The sequence below is a fragment of the Stenotrophomonas sp. GD03877 genome, from assembly GCF_029840555.1.
Taxonomy (GTDB): Bacteria; Pseudomonadota; Gammaproteobacteria; order Xanthomonadales; family Xanthomonadaceae; genus Stenotrophomonas; species Stenotrophomonas geniculata.
In genome coordinates this window covers 43,494-58,729 of sequence record NZ_JAOCCT010000020.1, presented here as the reverse complement: position 1 = coordinate 58,729, position 15,236 = coordinate 43,494, and the positions used below count along the sequence as shown (strand labels likewise).

17 protein-coding genes and 1 tRNA gene are annotated in these 15,236 nt (G+C 65.5%); 9 read left to right on the top strand and 9 right to left on the bottom strand.

Annotated elements, in window-relative coordinates:
* The first annotated feature begins 48 nt into the window (after nt 1-48).
* Entirely contained in the window at nt 49-369 is a 321-nt protein-coding gene (locus N5D20_RS15220; protein ID WP_019338489.1) for a metalloregulator ArsR/SmtB family transcription factor, read from the top strand.
* Between the two features lie 3 nt (nt 370-372).
* Here N5D20_RS15220 and N5D20_RS15215 read toward each other — a convergent pair whose 3' ends face one another.
* From N5D20_RS15215 to N5D20_RS15195, 5 genes are all read right to left on the bottom strand, one after another.
* Nucleotides 373-801, bottom strand: coding sequence for a BLUF domain-containing protein (locus N5D20_RS15215; RefSeq protein ID WP_197578788.1), 429 nt, complete (start codon nt 799-801; stop codon nt 373-375).
* 83 nt (nt 802-884) lie between these two features.
* A complete protein-coding gene (locus N5D20_RS15210; RefSeq protein WP_010482609.1) occupies nt 885-2,018 on the bottom strand; it encodes a hybrid sensor histidine kinase/response regulator in 1,134 nt (377 codons plus the stop codon).
* Entirely contained in the window at nt 2,015-2,590 is a 576-nt protein-coding gene (locus tag N5D20_RS15205; protein WP_197578787.1) for a chemotaxis protein CheB, read from the bottom strand. The genes N5D20_RS15210 and N5D20_RS15205 overlap by 4 nt, the downstream gene beginning before the upstream one ends.
* Nucleotides 2,590-3,414 (bottom strand): CheR family methyltransferase, encoded by an 825-nt coding sequence (locus N5D20_RS15200; protein WP_032127427.1) that lies wholly within the window; start codon nt 3,412-3,414, stop codon nt 2,590-2,592. The genes N5D20_RS15205 and N5D20_RS15200 overlap by 1 nt, the downstream gene beginning before the upstream one ends.
* Complete coding sequence (locus N5D20_RS15195) at nt 3,411-6,512, bottom strand: response regulator (RefSeq protein ID WP_197578786.1); 3,102 nt, start codon at nt 6,510-6,512, stop codon at nt 3,411-3,413. The genes N5D20_RS15200 and N5D20_RS15195 overlap by 4 nt, the downstream gene beginning before the upstream one ends.
* A 178-nt stretch (nt 6,513-6,690) precedes the next feature.
* Here N5D20_RS15195 and N5D20_RS15190 point away from each other — a divergent pair, with 178 nt between their 5' ends.
* Nucleotides 6,691-7,827: a PAS domain-containing sensor histidine kinase gene (locus N5D20_RS15190; protein WP_049436274.1), complete on the top strand. Its 1,137-nt coding sequence runs from the start codon at nt 6,691-6,693 to the stop codon at nt 7,825-7,827.
* On the top strand, nt 7,817-8,176 hold the full coding sequence (locus tag N5D20_RS15185) for a response regulator (RefSeq protein WP_010482617.1): 360 nt from the start codon (nt 7,817-7,819) through the stop codon (nt 8,174-8,176). Before N5D20_RS15190 ends, N5D20_RS15185 begins: the two co-directional genes overlap by 11 nt.
* 31 nt (nt 8,177-8,207) lie before the next feature.
* On the opposite strand, the gene N5D20_RS15180 is transcribed toward N5D20_RS15185, so the two are convergent.
* Nucleotides 8,208-8,774 carry a transcriptional regulator gene (locus tag N5D20_RS15180; protein ID WP_049453152.1) on the bottom strand — a complete coding sequence of 189 codons (567 nt, stop codon included), beginning with the start codon at nt 8,772-8,774 and terminating at the stop codon, nt 8,208-8,210.
* Nucleotides 8,775-8,945: 171 nt separating this feature from the next.
* On the opposite strand from N5D20_RS15180, the gene N5D20_RS15175 reads away from it, so the two are divergent.
* Nucleotides 8,946-9,776: a universal stress protein gene (locus N5D20_RS15175; protein ID WP_197578785.1), complete on the top strand. Its 831-nt coding sequence runs from the start codon at nt 8,946-8,948 to the stop codon at nt 9,774-9,776.
* On the opposite strand, the gene N5D20_RS15170 is transcribed toward N5D20_RS15175, so the two are convergent.
* Complete coding sequence (locus N5D20_RS15170; protein WP_197578784.1) at nt 9,724-10,617, bottom strand: helix-turn-helix domain-containing protein; 894 nt, start codon at nt 10,615-10,617, stop codon at nt 9,724-9,726. The genes N5D20_RS15175 and N5D20_RS15170 overlap by 53 nt on opposite strands.
* A 146-nt stretch (nt 10,618-10,763) precedes the next feature.
* Here N5D20_RS15170 and N5D20_RS15165 point away from each other — a divergent pair, with 146 nt between their 5' ends.
* A complete protein-coding gene (locus N5D20_RS15165; RefSeq protein WP_197578783.1) occupies nt 10,764-11,321 on the top strand; it encodes a GNAT family N-acetyltransferase in 558 nt (185 codons plus the stop codon).
* Between the two features lie 7 nt (nt 11,322-11,328).
* Here the strand turns inward: N5D20_RS15165 and N5D20_RS15160 are convergent, their stop codons facing one another.
* Nucleotides 11,329-11,793 (bottom strand): GNAT family N-acetyltransferase, encoded by a 465-nt coding sequence (locus N5D20_RS15160; protein ID WP_197578806.1) that lies wholly within the window; start codon nt 11,791-11,793, stop codon nt 11,329-11,331.
* A gap of 147 nt (nt 11,794-11,940) precedes the next feature.
* Between N5D20_RS15160 and N5D20_RS15155 the strand changes: the two genes are divergently transcribed.
* Nucleotides 11,941-12,831, top strand: coding sequence for a dihydrodipicolinate synthase family protein (locus tag N5D20_RS15155; RefSeq protein ID WP_197578782.1), 891 nt, complete (start codon nt 11,941-11,943; stop codon nt 12,829-12,831).
* A gap of 35 nt (nt 12,832-12,866) precedes the next feature.
* Here N5D20_RS15155 and N5D20_RS15150 read toward each other — a convergent pair.
* A tRNA-Arg gene (locus tag N5D20_RS15150) sits at nt 12,867-12,943 on the bottom strand.
* 109 nt (nt 12,944-13,052) lie between these two features.
* On the opposite strand from N5D20_RS15150, the gene N5D20_RS15145 reads away from it, so the two are divergent.
* The 3 genes from N5D20_RS15145 to N5D20_RS15135 all read left to right on the top strand — a co-directional run bounded on the left by N5D20_RS15145 (nt 13,053) and on the right by N5D20_RS15135 (nt 15,233).
* A complete protein-coding gene (locus N5D20_RS15145; RefSeq protein ID WP_197578781.1) occupies nt 13,053-13,643 on the top strand; it encodes a phosphatase PAP2 family protein in 591 nt (196 codons plus the stop codon).
* An 88-nt stretch (nt 13,644-13,731) separates the two neighbouring features.
* Nucleotides 13,732-14,037, top strand: coding sequence for a hypothetical protein (locus N5D20_RS15140; RefSeq protein WP_197578780.1), 306 nt, complete (start codon nt 13,732-13,734; stop codon nt 14,035-14,037).
* Nucleotides 14,038-14,126: 89 nt separating this feature from the next.
* Complete coding sequence (locus N5D20_RS15135; RefSeq protein WP_197578779.1) at nt 14,127-15,233, top strand: polysaccharide biosynthesis/export family protein; 1,107 nt, start codon at nt 14,127-14,129, stop codon at nt 15,231-15,233.
* Nucleotides 15,234-15,236: the final 3 nt, after the last annotated feature.

Genomic DNA, 15,236 nt, shown 5'->3' with positions numbered 1-15,236 from the left:
TGATTTAGCTTTTTCTAAATTAGCTTTTTCTAAATCCACAGGTCAACCATGGCCCGCCCCCCGCTCGACAGCGCCGCCATGGCCGAGCACGCCTCGCAGGCTGCAGCCCTGCTCAAGAGCCTGGCCCATCCTGCGCGGCTGCGCGTGCTATGCCGCCTGGTCGAAGGTGAGGCGCCGGTGCCGGAACTGCAGGCACTGACCGGACTCAGCGCATCAGCGCTGTCACAGCATCTGGCGGTGCTGCGCGAACTGGACATCGTCGCGACCCGGCGCGAAGCGCAGGCGATCCACTACCGCGTGATTGAAGGGCCCGCACTGGGCGTGCTGCAGGCGCTGCATGCCGCCTACTGCGGCGGCACCTCGCGTTGACGCTCAGCCGGCGTGCAGGACTGGCTGCACGACGTTGTCGAGCAGATCCACCGGCGTCGGCGCGGAACGATCACCCTGGAGGGCACGGGTAAAGCCCGACCAGTCGCTGGATGACAGCTGGCGCAGCAGCGCCTCTTCCACCGGCAACGCGCGCATCGACCAGTACGGAAACTGGCGCTGGCCGAGGCGGCCGCGCGCCAGCTCGATGATGTCGACATGGCTGCCGGCCTGCAGGATGCGCTCATAGACCGAATCGATACCGTCCGGCGGCCCCTCGATGTACTGCAGGAATCGCCTGCCGTCATGCAGCAGCACACCGGTGACGCCCGCCATCTTGTTGAAGCGGGCTGCATCGTCGACCAGCGCCCGCAACCGTTCAGCGGAAAGATCCGGCAGCGCCTGGCTGACATAGGCGATGGCACGCAGTGGCATGGTGCTTCCTTGACAGGATGTACACCCACGGTAGCAGTTGCGGACGAGTCCGTCTCAACACCCGCAGGCGTTTCCTGAAGAATTCAGGTTGCTGCTGCAGGCAGCCCCTCGACGCGCCTCGGCAGCAAGGCTTCGAAGACCACCTGCCCGGCCTCGTTGCGCGCGGCGATACGCCCCCCATGCGCGCGCACGAACTGATCGACGATGTACAGACCCAGCCCCAGGCCCTTGCTCTGGTGGAAGCTGGCCTTGAACGGCTCGAACAACCGCGGCAGCAGCGCGTCGTCGATCCGGCCGGCGTTGCTCACACGCAACAGCACGCTGCGGGGGTCGCGCCCGTCCACCTCCACCCTCGCCTCGCTGCCGTGGGTCAGCGCATTACCGACCAGATTGGCGGCAACCTGGCCGAGACGGTCCAGATCGCCCTGCAGCCGCGTATCACCGTGCATGTCCAGATGGATCCGGCCTGCCCCATGCGCACTGCCCGCCTCAGCCACCACTGCGCGGGTCACGTCGGCCAGATCGCAGGCACTGGCCTGCAGGCGCAGGCCGCCGCTGCGGATCCGCGAGAAGTCCAGCAACTGCTCGACCATGCGTGCCATGCGCAGGGTGCTGGCCTCCAGGTACTGCAGCGTCTGCTGCGCGCCAGTGTTGTCTTCGGGAAGATCCAGCGCCAGCTTGTCGGCACACAGCAGGATGGCCGACAGCGGCGTGCGCAGGTCGTGGGTCAGTACCGCGGCCATCGTTTCGTTGAGTTTGAGCGCGCGTTCCAGCGCCTCGTTGCGCGCCTTCAGCAGCTGCCGCTGCTGGTACAGCTCGATGAAGACATTGACCTTGCTCAGGATCACCTGCGGCGCCACCGGCTTGTGCAGGAAATCGACCGCGCCGCTCTCGTAGCCCTTGAACACGCGCAGGGGATCATCCGGGGAGGCGGTCAGGAAGATGATCGGCACGTCGCGGCTGCGATGCGAACCGCGCATCAGTTCGGCCAGGGTGAAGCCATCGATCTCCGGCATGTGCACGTCAAGCAGGGCCAATGCCACCTCGTGCTCGAGCAGCAGCTCCAGCGCCTGCGCACCCGAGCCGGCCAGCAGCAGGTTGACCCCTTCTCGCTGCAGCAGGGCCTGCATGGCTACCAGGTTCTGCGGCACGTCATCGACGATCAGCAGGTTGACCGGGGTCTGCGGCTGCGCAGGGTCCGGTGGCAACAGGTTCATGCAAACAACTCCTTCAGGCGGCGACACATCAGTTCAAGGGGCAGCACGGCATCGGCGCCGGCATGCTGCAGGGCGGAAGCCGGCATCATCGACGCCTCGGCCTCCTCGGGACATTGCAGCCAGGCACGGCCACCGGCGGCGCGCACCGCAGCCACGCCTTCACTGCCATCGCTGCTGGCACCGGTCAGCAGCAGGGCCAATACCTGCCCGCCGAACACTGCAGCAGCGGAGTCGAACAGTGGATCGATGGCCGGACGGGAAAACAGCACCGGCGCATCCACCGACAACGCCACCGATCCCTCGTCCTCCACCAGCAGGTGGTAATCCGGCGGCGCGAACGTCACCGTGCCCGGCTGCAACGGCTGCTTGTCTTCGGCTTCGCGCACCGGCAACGCGCAGTACGGCGCCAGCACCTCGGCGATGCGGCTGGTACGGTCACGCGGCAGGTGCAGCACGGCCAGCACCGGTACCGGCAGCGTGCCCGGCAGTGCACCAAGCACCGCCTGCAGGGCGGCCACGCCACCGGCGGACGCGCCGATCACCAGCACGGCTGGACGCGCCTGCAGCGTCATCAGGCCACCTTCCGGTACAGGCGGTGCTCGCGCGAACAGACCTCGAAGGCGTCATGGTGGCACCCGAACTGCAGCGACTCCTTGCTGCCCAGGCCAAGGAAGCCTCGATGCACCAGCGCCTCACGGAACAGGCCCACCGCGCGGTCCTGCAGATCGCGGTTGAAATAGATCAGCACATTGCGGCACGACACCAGGTGCACTTCAGAGAACACGGTATCGGTGGCCAGGCTGTGGTCGGCGAACACCACGTTGCGGCGCAGCTGGCGGTCGAACACCGCACCGTCGTACGCCGTGGCGTAATAGTCGGACAGCGACGCCGTGCCGCCGGCCGCCAGATAGTTGCGGCTGAACTGGGCCATCCGGTCAATGCCATAGGCACCCGCCTCGGCAGTGGCCAGCGCGGCCGGATTGATGTCGGTGGCATAGACGATGCTGCGATCAAGCAAGCCTTCCTCGTGCAGCAGGATCGCCAGCGACCACACTTCCTCGCCGGTGCTGCAACCGGCCACCCACAACTTCACCGAGGGATAGGTGCGCAGTACCGGCACCACCTGCTCGCGCAGCTCACGGAAGTACGCGGGGTCACGGAACATCTCCGAGACCTGCACGGTGAAGAACTGCATGGCCTGGGCGAACAGTTCCGGCTCGTGCAGCAGCCGGTACTGCAGGTCGACCAGCCGTTCGCACTCATAGCGCTGCATCGCCTGACGCATGCGCCGGCGCAGCGATGACACCGCATAACTGCGGAAATCGTAGTGGTAACGCTGGTACAGCGCCTCCAGCAGGACCTTCAGTTCCAGGTCGAACAGGGCCTGTTCGTTCATTGCCGCGAGCACCAGACCCGGCACAGCGAGACCAGCTTGTCGACGTCGATGGGCTTGGCGATGTAGTCGTTGGCACCGGCCTGCAGGCAGCGCTCACGATCATCGGGCATCGCCTTGGCGGTCAGCGCGATGATCGGCAGGTCCTGCAGGTGACGCTGCGCGCGGATCTCGCGCATCGCGGCCAGGCCATCCTTCTCCGGCATCATGATGTCCATCAGCACCAGGTCGACGTCGCGCTCGGCCAGGCGATCCACCGCTTCCTGGCCGTTGCGCGCGATCTCCAGCGTCACGCCCAGCGGCTCGAGCACGCTGGACAGCGCGAAGATGTTGCGCACGTCATCCTCGGCCAGCAGCACGGTGCGTCCATCGAGCACGGTGTCGCGACGGCGCGCCTCGCGCAGCAGGCGCTGCTGGTCGGTCGGCAGGCTGGCCTCGACGCTGTGCAGGAACAGGGTCACTTCATCCAGCAGGCGCTCAGGCGAACGGGCGCCCTTGATGATGATGCTCTTTGAATAGCGGCGCAGGCGCTGCTCTTCCTCGCGGCCGAGCGCGCGACCGGTATAGACGATCACCGGCGGGAAGCCGACGTCATCGTTGCCGGCCATGTGCTCGAGCAGGTCGTAGCCGCTGCCGTCGGGCAGCGACAGGTCCATCACCATGCAGTCGAACGTGACCGTGCTGAGCTGCTCCAGCGCACCGGCCAGAGTGCCCACCGCGACAATCTGCAGCTGATCACGGCCCAGCAGCAGTTCCAGGTTGTGGCGCAGCTCACTGTCGTCCTCGACGATCAGCAGACGCCGCACGTCGCGCTGGCTGGTCTGCTCCAGCTGCTCGATGGCCGACACCAGACGCTCGCGCGTGGTCGGCTTGATCGCGAAACCAATCGCGCCCAGCTCGCGCGCCACCTGGCTGCGGTCCATCGCCGAGACCACGTGCACCGGGATATGCCGGGTATCGGGGTTACGCTTCAGCCGCTCCAGCACGCTCAGGCCGGACACGTCCGGCAAGCCGATATCGAGCAGGATGCCGTTCGGGCGCAGTTCGCTGGCCAGGGTCAGCGCCTCTTCGGCGGTTCCGGCCACCACGCAGTCAAAGTCCAGTTCATGGGCCAGGGCCACCAGCGCTTCGGCGAACGTGGCGTCGTCCTCAACGGCCAGGATCAAGCGGCCAGCGCGTTGGCGACGACCGCGGTCATCGGCCACGCTGGGCACCGTCGTGGTCGGCGCCACCGCAGCCGTTGCAGGTACCGGCATCGCCGGCACAGCGGCCATGGCCGGCGCCGCCACGGGCGCCACGGAGTTGTCAGTGGCGTTCGATGCGGGCGCACCCTGCAACGGCAGTTCCAGGATGAAGCAGCTGCCGCGGCCCGGTTCACTGTCGACCTGGATGCTGCCGCCCATGCGCTCGGCCAGATCGCGCGAGATCGACAGCCCCAGGCCGGTGCCACCGTAGCGGCGGCGGGTGCTGCCATCGGCCTGGCGGAATGCCTCGAAGATGACCTGCAGCTGCTCTCGGGCAATGCCGATACCGCTGTCGCAGACCTCGAACCGGATGCGGCCCTGGCCGCCCGCACGCACGTGCAGGCTGACCTTTCCATGCTCGGTGAACTTCACCGCATTGGCCAGCAGGTTCTTCAGGATCTGCTGCAGGCGCTGGCTGTCGACCACCAGCTGGCTCGGCGCCAGCGCATCGGCCTCGATCTGCAGCACCAGGCCCTTCTGCCGCGCCATCGGCTCGAAGGTCTCGCGCAGGCGCTGCAGCACGCTGTCCGTCACCACCACTTCATCGGCCAGCTCGACGTGGCCGGCCTCGATGCGCGACAGGTCCAGGATGTCGTTGATCAACGCCAGCAGGTCGTTGTTGGACGAAAGGATCGCGCGCGCATACTTCACCTGTTCTTCGGTGAGCGTGCCGTCCTTGTTGTCGGCCAGCAGCTTGGCCAGGATCAGCGAGCTGTTCAGCGGCGTGCGTAGCTCGTGCGACATATTGGCCAGGAATTCGGACTTGTAGCGCGAGGTAGCGGCCAGCTCGTTGCTGTTGCGCACCAGCTGGCTCTGCGCGACCAGCAGCGCCTGCTTCTGCGCCTCCAGCTCGTGGGTTCGCTCTTCCAGCTGGACGTTGCTCTGTTCCAGCTCGGCCTGCTGTTCTTCCAGATGGCTCTGCGACTGCAGCAGGCTGCGGCTCTGCTCTTCCAGTTCCTCATTGGCCACGCGCAGCTCTTCCTGCTGGGCCTGCAGTTCCTCGCCCTGGCGCTGCGACTCTTCCAGCAGAACAACCAGCTGCGCGCGCAGCAGGGAGGCCCGCAGCGCCATGCCGATGGTCTCTGAACATCGCTCCAGCAGCTCGACATCGAGTCGATCCTGTTCGCCGGCACGGGTGCGTCCCAGCTCAATGATGCCCACGACCGCACCATCGCTGCTGATCGGCGCCAGGATGCGCTCGCGCACCGGCAAGCGCCCCAGGCTGGTCTGAAGTTCAAGCACCGCATCGTCGCCCCCGTGCAGGTGGCGGATGCGTTCATCCCGCGCCACCTGCCCGGCCACGCCCTCCTGCAATGCCAGCGACGCCGGCATGCCGGACGGCAATGCCAGCCCGCCGGTCAGCTGCAGCCGCCCGCCTTCCAGGCGGTAGACGGCGGCGACATCCGCCTGCAGCTGGGCCCCCAGGCTGGTTGCCGCGGCCTCGGCGATCTGCTCCGGACCCAGGTCACCGCGCAGGCTCATCGCCACCGCGTTCTCGGCTTCCTGCAGCCACAGCGCCCGCATCGCTTCGCGCCGCGCCTGGATGGCGCGGGAGACGATCAACGCGATCATCAGGAACGCACAGCCACCGATGCTTCGGTTGACGAACGAGAACGCCGAGTTGGAGCTGGCCGGAGCGACGTTGTAGCCAATGATCAACAGGACGCAGGCGACGACGGCCACGATGAACGGCGCGCGCGCACTGCGCTGGAACAGCGTGACGCCAACAGCGAGGAAGTACGCCAGCCAAACGGCATAGCCCAGCGGAACCACCAGTTCCAACGCGATGGTCGCTGCCAGCAGTACGGCGGAGGTCATCCAGATCCAGCGGTCACGCGTAGTCGCACCAGGACGCATGCAGGTCGGTTCCAGAACACAGAGGGTGGGTGATGGTACTCTGTGTCGCATTCAGCCGCACAGGACCATTGGCACGTGCCGCGCCTGCACGCACCCTTCACACTGCACTGCCTAGCTTCACGTCCCTCCCAGGGGTAATGCTCATTTCCACGTGGACGCAGCTGCTTCTACGACGTCCGTGCTGACGGACCCTTCCCGCCAACTGCGACTGCTGATCGACAGCGTGCGCGACCATGCGCTGTACCTGCTTGATCCTGATGGCGTCGTCTGCAGCTGGAACCCGGGTGCCGAGCGCATCAAGGGCTATTCAGCCGATGACGTGGTGGGCACGCACTTTGGCCGTTTCTATCTGGCTGCCGAACGCGAAGCCGGCGAACCGCAGCGCCTGCTCCGCCTCGCGGCGCAACATGGCCATGTCGCCAGTGAAGGTTGGCGGGTTCGCCGTGATGGCTCGTCGTTCCGAGCCAGCGTGGTCATCGAGCCGGTGGTCGAAGCGGGCGAGCTGCTCGGCTTCGTCAAGATCACACGCGACATCACCGAGCAGTGGCAGGCACAGCGGCTGCTGCGCGATGCCCAGCGTGCACTGCGCAATACCCAGCAGTTCGAGACCGTCGGCCGGCTCAGCCGCGGGCTGTCGCACGAGTTCAACAACCTGCTGACCACCATCGGCAACGCGCTGGACCTGCTGTCGCTGCGCGTGAACGGTGACGATGCACGCGCCGCCGAGCTGCTTGATGCGGCGCAGACTGCGACCGATCGTGGTGCGCTGCTGACCCGTCAGCTGTTGGCCTTCAGCACCGGCCAGACCCTGATCCGCGAACCACTGGATATCAATGCGCTGATACGGCAATGGCTGCCGGACCTGCAACGCGCCTGCCCGCCCACGGTGGTGCTGGATGCCCAACTGGCGCCGGGCCTGCCTGCCATCAACACCGATGCGCTGCAGCTGCAGACGGCGCTGGCCAATCTGGTCGCCAATGCCGCGGATGCTACCCTTGAAGGCGGCCGCATCCTGATCGGCACCGCGCTGGAGCATCGCCTCGACCCGGATGCGGACTCCACGCTGCAACGTGGCTATGTCACCCTCAGCGTCTGCGATGAAGGCCACGGCATGGCGGCCGACATCGCCGAACGGGCGACCGAGCCGTTCTTCACCACCAAGGACATCGGCAAAGGCAGCGGCCTGGGCCTGAGCCAGGTGTTCGGATTCACTACCCAGAGCGGCGGCTTCGTCGACGTGTCCACCACGCCCGGTGTCGGCACCACGGTCAGCCTGCTGCTCCCCGCAATGGAGGACCCTGCCGATGACCGATGACCCGATCCGCGTATTGATGGTGGAAGACCAGACCGATCTGCGTGAAATGATCGGCCTGGCCCTGCGCGACCTCGGCATCGACGTGGCCACGACCGCCGACGCGCATGAGGCCGCCGCCCTGCTGAAGGGCGAAGCACGTTTCGACGTGGTGTTCAGCGACGTCAGCATGCCCAACGGCATGTCCGGCATCGAGCTGAGCGAGCATGTGGCGCGCGAACAACCGCAGGCGCGGATGATCCTGTCGTCCGGTTATGCGCGCTCGCAGCTGCCGCCGCTGCCGGAACAGGTGGAGTTCCTGCCCAAGCCGTATCGGCTGCGCCAGCTGGTGCAGTTGTTGAAGCAGGCGTAAGCCACGGCGCCCCGGCCGCAAGCCCCTGCGGTCAATCCTTCATCGCCCCCCGCTGGAACGACGCGAGCAGCGTGGAGGCCGCCGCGGCCGGCGCCAGCCGACCACGTGCGAGTGACCAGGTGATGCCGTAGAAACAGGTCCAGTAGAAGTCCGCGAGCCACACTGCGGTGAAACCGACGTTGAACTCTCCGGCCGCCTGACCACGCAGGAAAAAGGCCTCGAAGCGCTCGCCGATCGGCGCCCAGCGCTCCGGCAGCAGATGCAGGTCGCCCTGGCGCTGCTGCTCTTCCATCATCCGCGCGAACAGCAGCGTCACCAGTTCCCAGTCCGCCAGCAGCGTGGCGGTGACCTGCTCCAGCACGTGGCGTGCATCACCGCCCTCGTCGAACCAGACCGCCGCCGCTTCCAGACGCTCGAAGCCTGCGGCGAACAGTGCTTCGTCTATCGCTTCACGTGTTGGTGCAAACCGATACAGCGTGGCCCGGCTGATGCCTGCCCCCTGCGCCAGTTCGCTGAGCGTGCAGCGCGGATGGCTGACCAGGGTGGCTGCCAGGGCGTGGTGCAGGTCGCGGCGGGTGCGTGCTGCGGCAGGTCGCATGAAAGCGCTGAGGTGTGGGTTCACCCTCACGCTAGCATGAATCATCAATTAATAAACTGAATCACGGATGATTCATCCGAATCACCAATGCGCTAAAACGGGTGTGCGTCCGGTGCGCCCGGGTCGGTGCGCGACAGGGAACGCGTCACAGGCATCGAAGGAGACAACGCCATGCTGCATCCACTACGCGATATCGCTGTACTGTTCGACGCCAGCGACACCGGGAACCGCGTTCTCAACATCGCCGCCCATCTGGCGCAGGCGCAGCAGGCGCATCTGGTCGCAGTCTCCACCGCCCAGCATCCCACCGACATCGCCAACGGCTTCGCGCGCGGCGCCGGCATCGCCGCCGCACTCGACCATGAGGCGCGCGCGGATGCCGCCTGCACCGCACAGCTGATGCAGAACCTGCGTGCCGTGTCCGAGCCGCTGCAGATCAGCACCGAACTGCGCATCGTCTCGGACTATCTGGGCGGCGCCGACCTGGCCCTGCAGTCGCTGTACTGCGACCTGATCATCGCCGGCTATCCGCGCACGCCCGGCGCCCCTTCTGGCTGGCACCCGCTGGGCACGCTGCGCCAGACCGGCGTGCCGATGCTGCTGGTGCCGCCGCATTGGCAAGGCGATCAGGTAGGCCATCGCATTGTGGTGGCCTGGAATGCCAGCAAGCAGGCACGTCGCGCGGTGGCCGATGCGCTGCCCCTGCTCGCACGTGCACAAGCGGTGCACCTGCTGATGGTCGACACGCCCAAGGCCGAGGCCACACCCGGCGCAGAGATGGCCCAGCATCTATCGCGGCATGGCGTTGAAGTGGAGATCCAGACGATCAGCTCGAGCCAGGGCGGCGTTGCCGCAGCCATCCGCCAGCACGTACTCGATGCCGACGCAGACCTGCTGGTGCTGGGCCCTTACAGCCGCAGCCGGGTGGTCGAGCGCGTGCTCGGCGGAGTCACCGAGGATCTGCTCGCCGAAGTACCGGCGCCGCTGTTCGTATCACATTAGTGCCGCCCTGCCCCGCCCGGCGGTAGCCAGTCAGCGATTGACCGGTATGCCGCCGGAAGTAGCGACACAGGTAGGACGCATCCTCGAAACACAGGCGCTCGGCGATGCGACCGATCGGCAATTCGCTGTAGGTGAGCAGTGCCTTGATCTCCAGCACCACCTGACGGTCGATCAACGCCTTCGGCGTCTCGTCGAAGCACTCGCGGGTCAGCTGCGAAAGATAGAACGGGGTGATGCACAGCGCCTCGGCGTAGGACTGCACGTCACGTTGGCGCGTGCTGCGCTGCCCGACCAGCTCCCAGAAGCTCCAGGCCAGGCGCTCGCGTCGGCTGACCTGCGCGGGCGCCCGCTTCTGCTTCGGCAGCAACGTGGCCATCTTCAGGAAGAAACTCTGCAGTAGATTGCGCAGCATCACGTGGCGATGCCGTCCACCGTTGTGCTGCGCGTCCATCATCAGCTGCAACCATCCCTGCAGCAACGGCACATCCAACGGTGGCGGCCGGCAGTGCGGCTGTTCGTGCAGGAACTGGAACAGCGCATTGGGCAACACATAGGCCACCTCCGATGCCAGCGCTTTGGGCATCAGGCAGACCATCGCCAGGAAGCCGCGCGAGCGATGCCGCAGCAGCGCCAGCGTGTCCTCTGCCAGCACCAGCACATCATGACGCTGCACCGCTACTTCGCGGAAATTCAGTGCAAAGCGCGCGCGCCCCGATACGCATACCAGCACCGCCAGATAGGCGTGACCGAACGACAACGGGACGCCCTGCCCTTCGGCCAACGTGCTGACCTCCAGTCGCATGGATTCGTCCTGGTCCAGAAGCTGCGGTACGCGGTCCATGGGCCGATCCGGCTGTATTCCAGGCCCCAGCATACCCGGGCTCGACCATCAGTTGTGAAAAGTACCGAAACCATCAAGGTCCCGCTCTGGGCCGGCCGCGCCTGGCGACCTAGCCTGTGCGCTCACTTTGTCTCCTTGGAATCCAAATGCAGCTGTACACCGAACGCTTGATTCTTCGCCCCTGGCGAGACACCGACGCCGCCGATCTGTACGAGTACGCCCGCGACCCGCGCGTGGGTCCGATCGCCGGTTGGCCGGTGCACACCAATGTCGAGGAAAGTACCGAAATCATCCGCACCGTCTTCAACCAGCCGGAGGTCTACGCACTGCAGAACCGCGAAGACGGCCGCGCCATCGGCTGTGTCGGCATCCTGATCGGCGCTGACAGCAACTTCGAGATCAGCGACCGCGAAGGCGAGATCGCCTACTGGATCGGCGTACCGTACTGGGGCCGCGGCTTGGTACCCGAAGCGGTGCGCGAAGTGATGCGGCATGCATTCCTGCAGCTGGAGCTGGAAGCGCTGTGGTGCGGCTACTTCGCTGACAACCTCCAATCACTCACCGCGCAGAGCAAATGCGGTTTCCAGCATCACCATACCGAAGTGAACAAGTTCAACAGCTTCCTTGGCGACTACCGTACCGAGCACATCAGCCGCATCACCCGGGAGCAATGGTGTGCCCTGCAGGCCGCCACACCTGCTTGAACAGGATTCAGCCCGACGTGCGCTGCATGAACAGAAGTTCCGGCGTTGAGGACGCTTCAACCTGCAGGAAACCGAGATCGCGGTACAGGGCCACGGCGGCCGTGTTGTCACGGTAGACGCGCAGAGTGAGGCGTTGGATACCGCTTTCGCGCAGCGCCTGTGCACTCAAGGACTGAACGAGCAGCCGGCCAAGGCCGCGCCCGCGTGCCAGTGGGGAAACAATGATGCGGCCCAGGTGCGCGGTGCCGGCGCCGGTCATCCAGTACTGACCGAATCCAACACAAACACCCTGCTCGTCCAGCAGCGCCCAGCCCGGGCGCACCTCGAGCTCAAGCACCTGCGCGAACCGCTCCGGCGGTAGTGGAAACGGCACACCCGGGCCTGCCCAGCGCTGGGTGGCCCCGGCGGATTCGGGCCAGCTGGCGACGGTGGCGTAGTTCGAAGGCTGGACGGGGCGAAGGTTGGGTTCCATGACATTCATGGTGCGCCATTTGCACCGGATAGACACGCTGCATGGCCGCACTTGAGCTTTGTCATAGGACAATAAACAATTCCAGACGTCCAGTCGTCACGCCCCAGGCGCGGTGGCACCCAACCCATCCCAGTCCCGGGAGATCCCATGTTCAATGGCCTCAGCGCGTTTCCCCTGACCCCGCTCTCTGAAGCCGGCATCGACTTTCGGGCATTTGCGCAACTGATCGAGCGCCTGGCTGATTCCGGTGTTGATTCAATGGGCGTCCTGGGCTCTACGGGCAGCTACGCCTATCTTGAAAAGCCCGAGCGCAAGCGGGTGCTGCGCGAAGCACTCGCGCATGCCGAGGGCGTACCGGTGAACGCCGGCATCGGTGCACTGCGTACCCGGGATGTGCTGGAACTAGCGCTGGATGCGGAGGATGCGGGTGCTGCTGGCCTGCTGCTAGCCCCGGTGTCCTACCAGCCCCTGAAGGATCATGAGGTGCAAGCGCTGTTCGAAACCGTATGCGCTGCGGTGCGCACACCGATCTGCGTCTACGACAATCCGGGCACCACGCATTTCCGCTTCACCGATGCGCTGCATGGCCGGATCGCCGCACTGCCCAACATCGCCTCGATCAAGATCCCGCGCCTTGCTGATGATCCGGTTGAGGTGGCCGCGCGCGTTGCTGCACTCCGTGCGTGCGTTCCTGCGCATGTGACGCTGGGCGTCAGTGGTGACACCTCGGCGGTGCGTGGACTGCTGGCGGGGTGCGATGGCTGGTATTTGGTGACAGCCGGACTGTTCCCCGAGGTTGCGCTGCAGATCGTGCGGGCCGTGGGAAACAGCGATGCCGAGGGCGCCATTGCCCTCTCTGCGCGACTGGCGCCGCTGTGGTCGTTGTATGACCGGTTTGGCGGGATTCGCGTCATGGCCTGCGCGGCGACCCTGCTGGGGCTGTGCGGCGAGAACTGCATGCCGTTGCCGTTGCAGGGGCTGCGTGGTGGCGAGCGCGAGGAGGTGGCGGCGGTGCTGGGCGGGCTGAGGCTGTTGTAGAAGCCCGGAGAGCGGTTGCCGTGCAGTGTGGCGGGTGGTGACCCCGGCCCGATTCGAACGGGCGACCTTCCCCTTAGGAGGGGGACGCTCTATCCAGCTGAGCTACGGGGCCATTGGCAGCGGGAAAGGATACCTCGTCTGGCTGAATGGACCAAGCGTGGGAGGCAGTGGAACGGAGCTGGTGTCGCTATGATCCCCTGCCCCTACCCATTCAAAATCAGATGCCTGACGTCTGGAAACTGCTATCGAGCCTGGGTGACAGCCGCTGGCTGCTGCCCATGATCGCCATCCTGCTGATCAGCCTTCCTCGCTCGGCATTCAAGTGGCGTGCACTGACGGCTATTGCCTTCACGGCGGCGCTGACCCTCGCAAGCAAGCTTGCCTACATGGGCTGGGGCCTGGGCATGGCCAGCATCGATTTCACCGGGTTTTCAGGGCATGCCGCGATGTCCAGCGCTATCTATCCGGTGGCCGGGGCCCTGTTGGCGGGAACCACAAGACCAGCGAGAACTGCGGGCTTTGCTGCAGGGGCAATCCTGGCACTGCTGATTGGCTCGTCCCGCATTCCATTGCATGCCCACAGTCTCTCGGAGGTGGTCGCAGGCCTGACCCTGGGCTTGAGCGCAGCGGCGTGGAGTCTGCGATCCAGCCCCCTTCCAGCGAGGCCGCATGCGTGGATTCTCGCTGCCGCTTTGGTCGCGGGGCTCGTGCTTCCAACGGCTGCGCCGCAGATGCAGACCCATCAGCTGGTCGTGGAACTCGCGAAGTGGCTCTCAGGGCGTACGGAAGTCATGCAACGTCACAGTTCGTAATGCCGACATTCAGATTTCTTGACATAACACCCTCCAATTGGCGACGATGGCTGCGGAAATTTCCCTCACGGAGTAGGAGACCCCGTAGATGAAGAAGATGATTGCCGCTCTGGCCCTGCTGGGTCTGTCCTCCCCGGTATTCGCTCAGGAAGCCCCGGCTGCCCAGCCGGCCGCCGAAGTTGCTGCCGGTGCTGAAGGCGCCGGCGCTGCCGCCACTGGCACCCTGACCACGGTTGCGACCGTTGGCATGGGTGTTGCTGCCGCCGCTGTTGTCTACAGCGTTGCCAGCGACAGCAGCAAGGACGATGCGGGTAACAACAATGGCGGTGGCACCACCCCGCCGACCGGCACCACCGGCACGACGGGTACCACCGGCACCACCGGCACCAACTGATCGGTCGACCGAAGATGTACCCCCGCCCCCGCCGGGCGTCAGTTCGGCGGGGGTTTTTTCATGCCCGTCAGGGCCAGGATGAATTCTCGATGGACTGCAAGCGTCTCGTTGCCATGACGGCAATCGCCTTTACCCTGTCAGGCTGCATGTGGGCTCCTGGCCAGCATATGCGCTCAAGCGTACTGGCCCGCGACGACCAGCCCCTCGGAAACGATCAAATCGAGTTGATTCCCATCACGCCGAAGCTGATCGCAATGGATCGCGCATCGGACACTACGCCAGCGCTGCCGACTGCGTTAACGCAGTTCCAGCCCGCCCCCTACCGCATTGGCGCCGGTGACGTCCTCTACATAACGGTTTGGGATCATCCCGAACTGACAGTGCCGGCCGGTGCGCAGCAGCAGCTCAATGCCGCCGGCCGCCCGGTGCAGACCGATGGGTCTCTGTTCTACCCTTACATCGGCAAGATCACTGCGGCAGGCAAGACCCCTGGCGAACTCCGCGAAGAGCTGACCTCCAAGCTCGCGCGCTACATTGAGGCACCGCAGGTCGATGTCTCGCTGCTGACGTATGCGAGTCAGCGCGTGTGGGTTACCGGCGCCTCGCGTCAGCCCGCTACAGTGCCCCTCACGGTCGTGCCCCTGACGTTGGGCGATGCCATTAGCCAAGCAGGCCTTGACCCGAACCAAGCAGACCTGTCTGGCGTACGCCTCACGCGCGATGGCACCACCTACACCATCGACCTGGATCGCCTGGGCCGCAACGGTGGTGGCGACACCAACGTATTTTTGGCCGCCGGCGATCATATCTACGTACCTTACCTGGATCGCAAGGAAGTGTTCGTGGTCGGAGAGGTCAATCAGCCCGGCGCACTGAGCTTCAAGACGGGCGACATCTCCCTCAGCCAGGCCTTGGGCCGCGCCCGCGGGCTCTTGCAGACCACTTCCAACGGCAACGCCGTGTATGTTATTCGCGGCTCCAATGATCTGCAGAACACGCCATCTCAGGTGTTCCATCTCGAAGCACGCTCGCCGGCAGCATTCGCCGTAGCAAGCCAGTTCAGCCTGCAGCCTGGCGATGTCGTCTTCGTCGGCGCCGCAGGTGTCACGCGGTGGAGCCGGTTCGTGAACCAGTTGCTGCCGTTCACCGCGATCATCAACAACGCCGCCAGCGTCAAGAACGACTTGGACAATTGACGA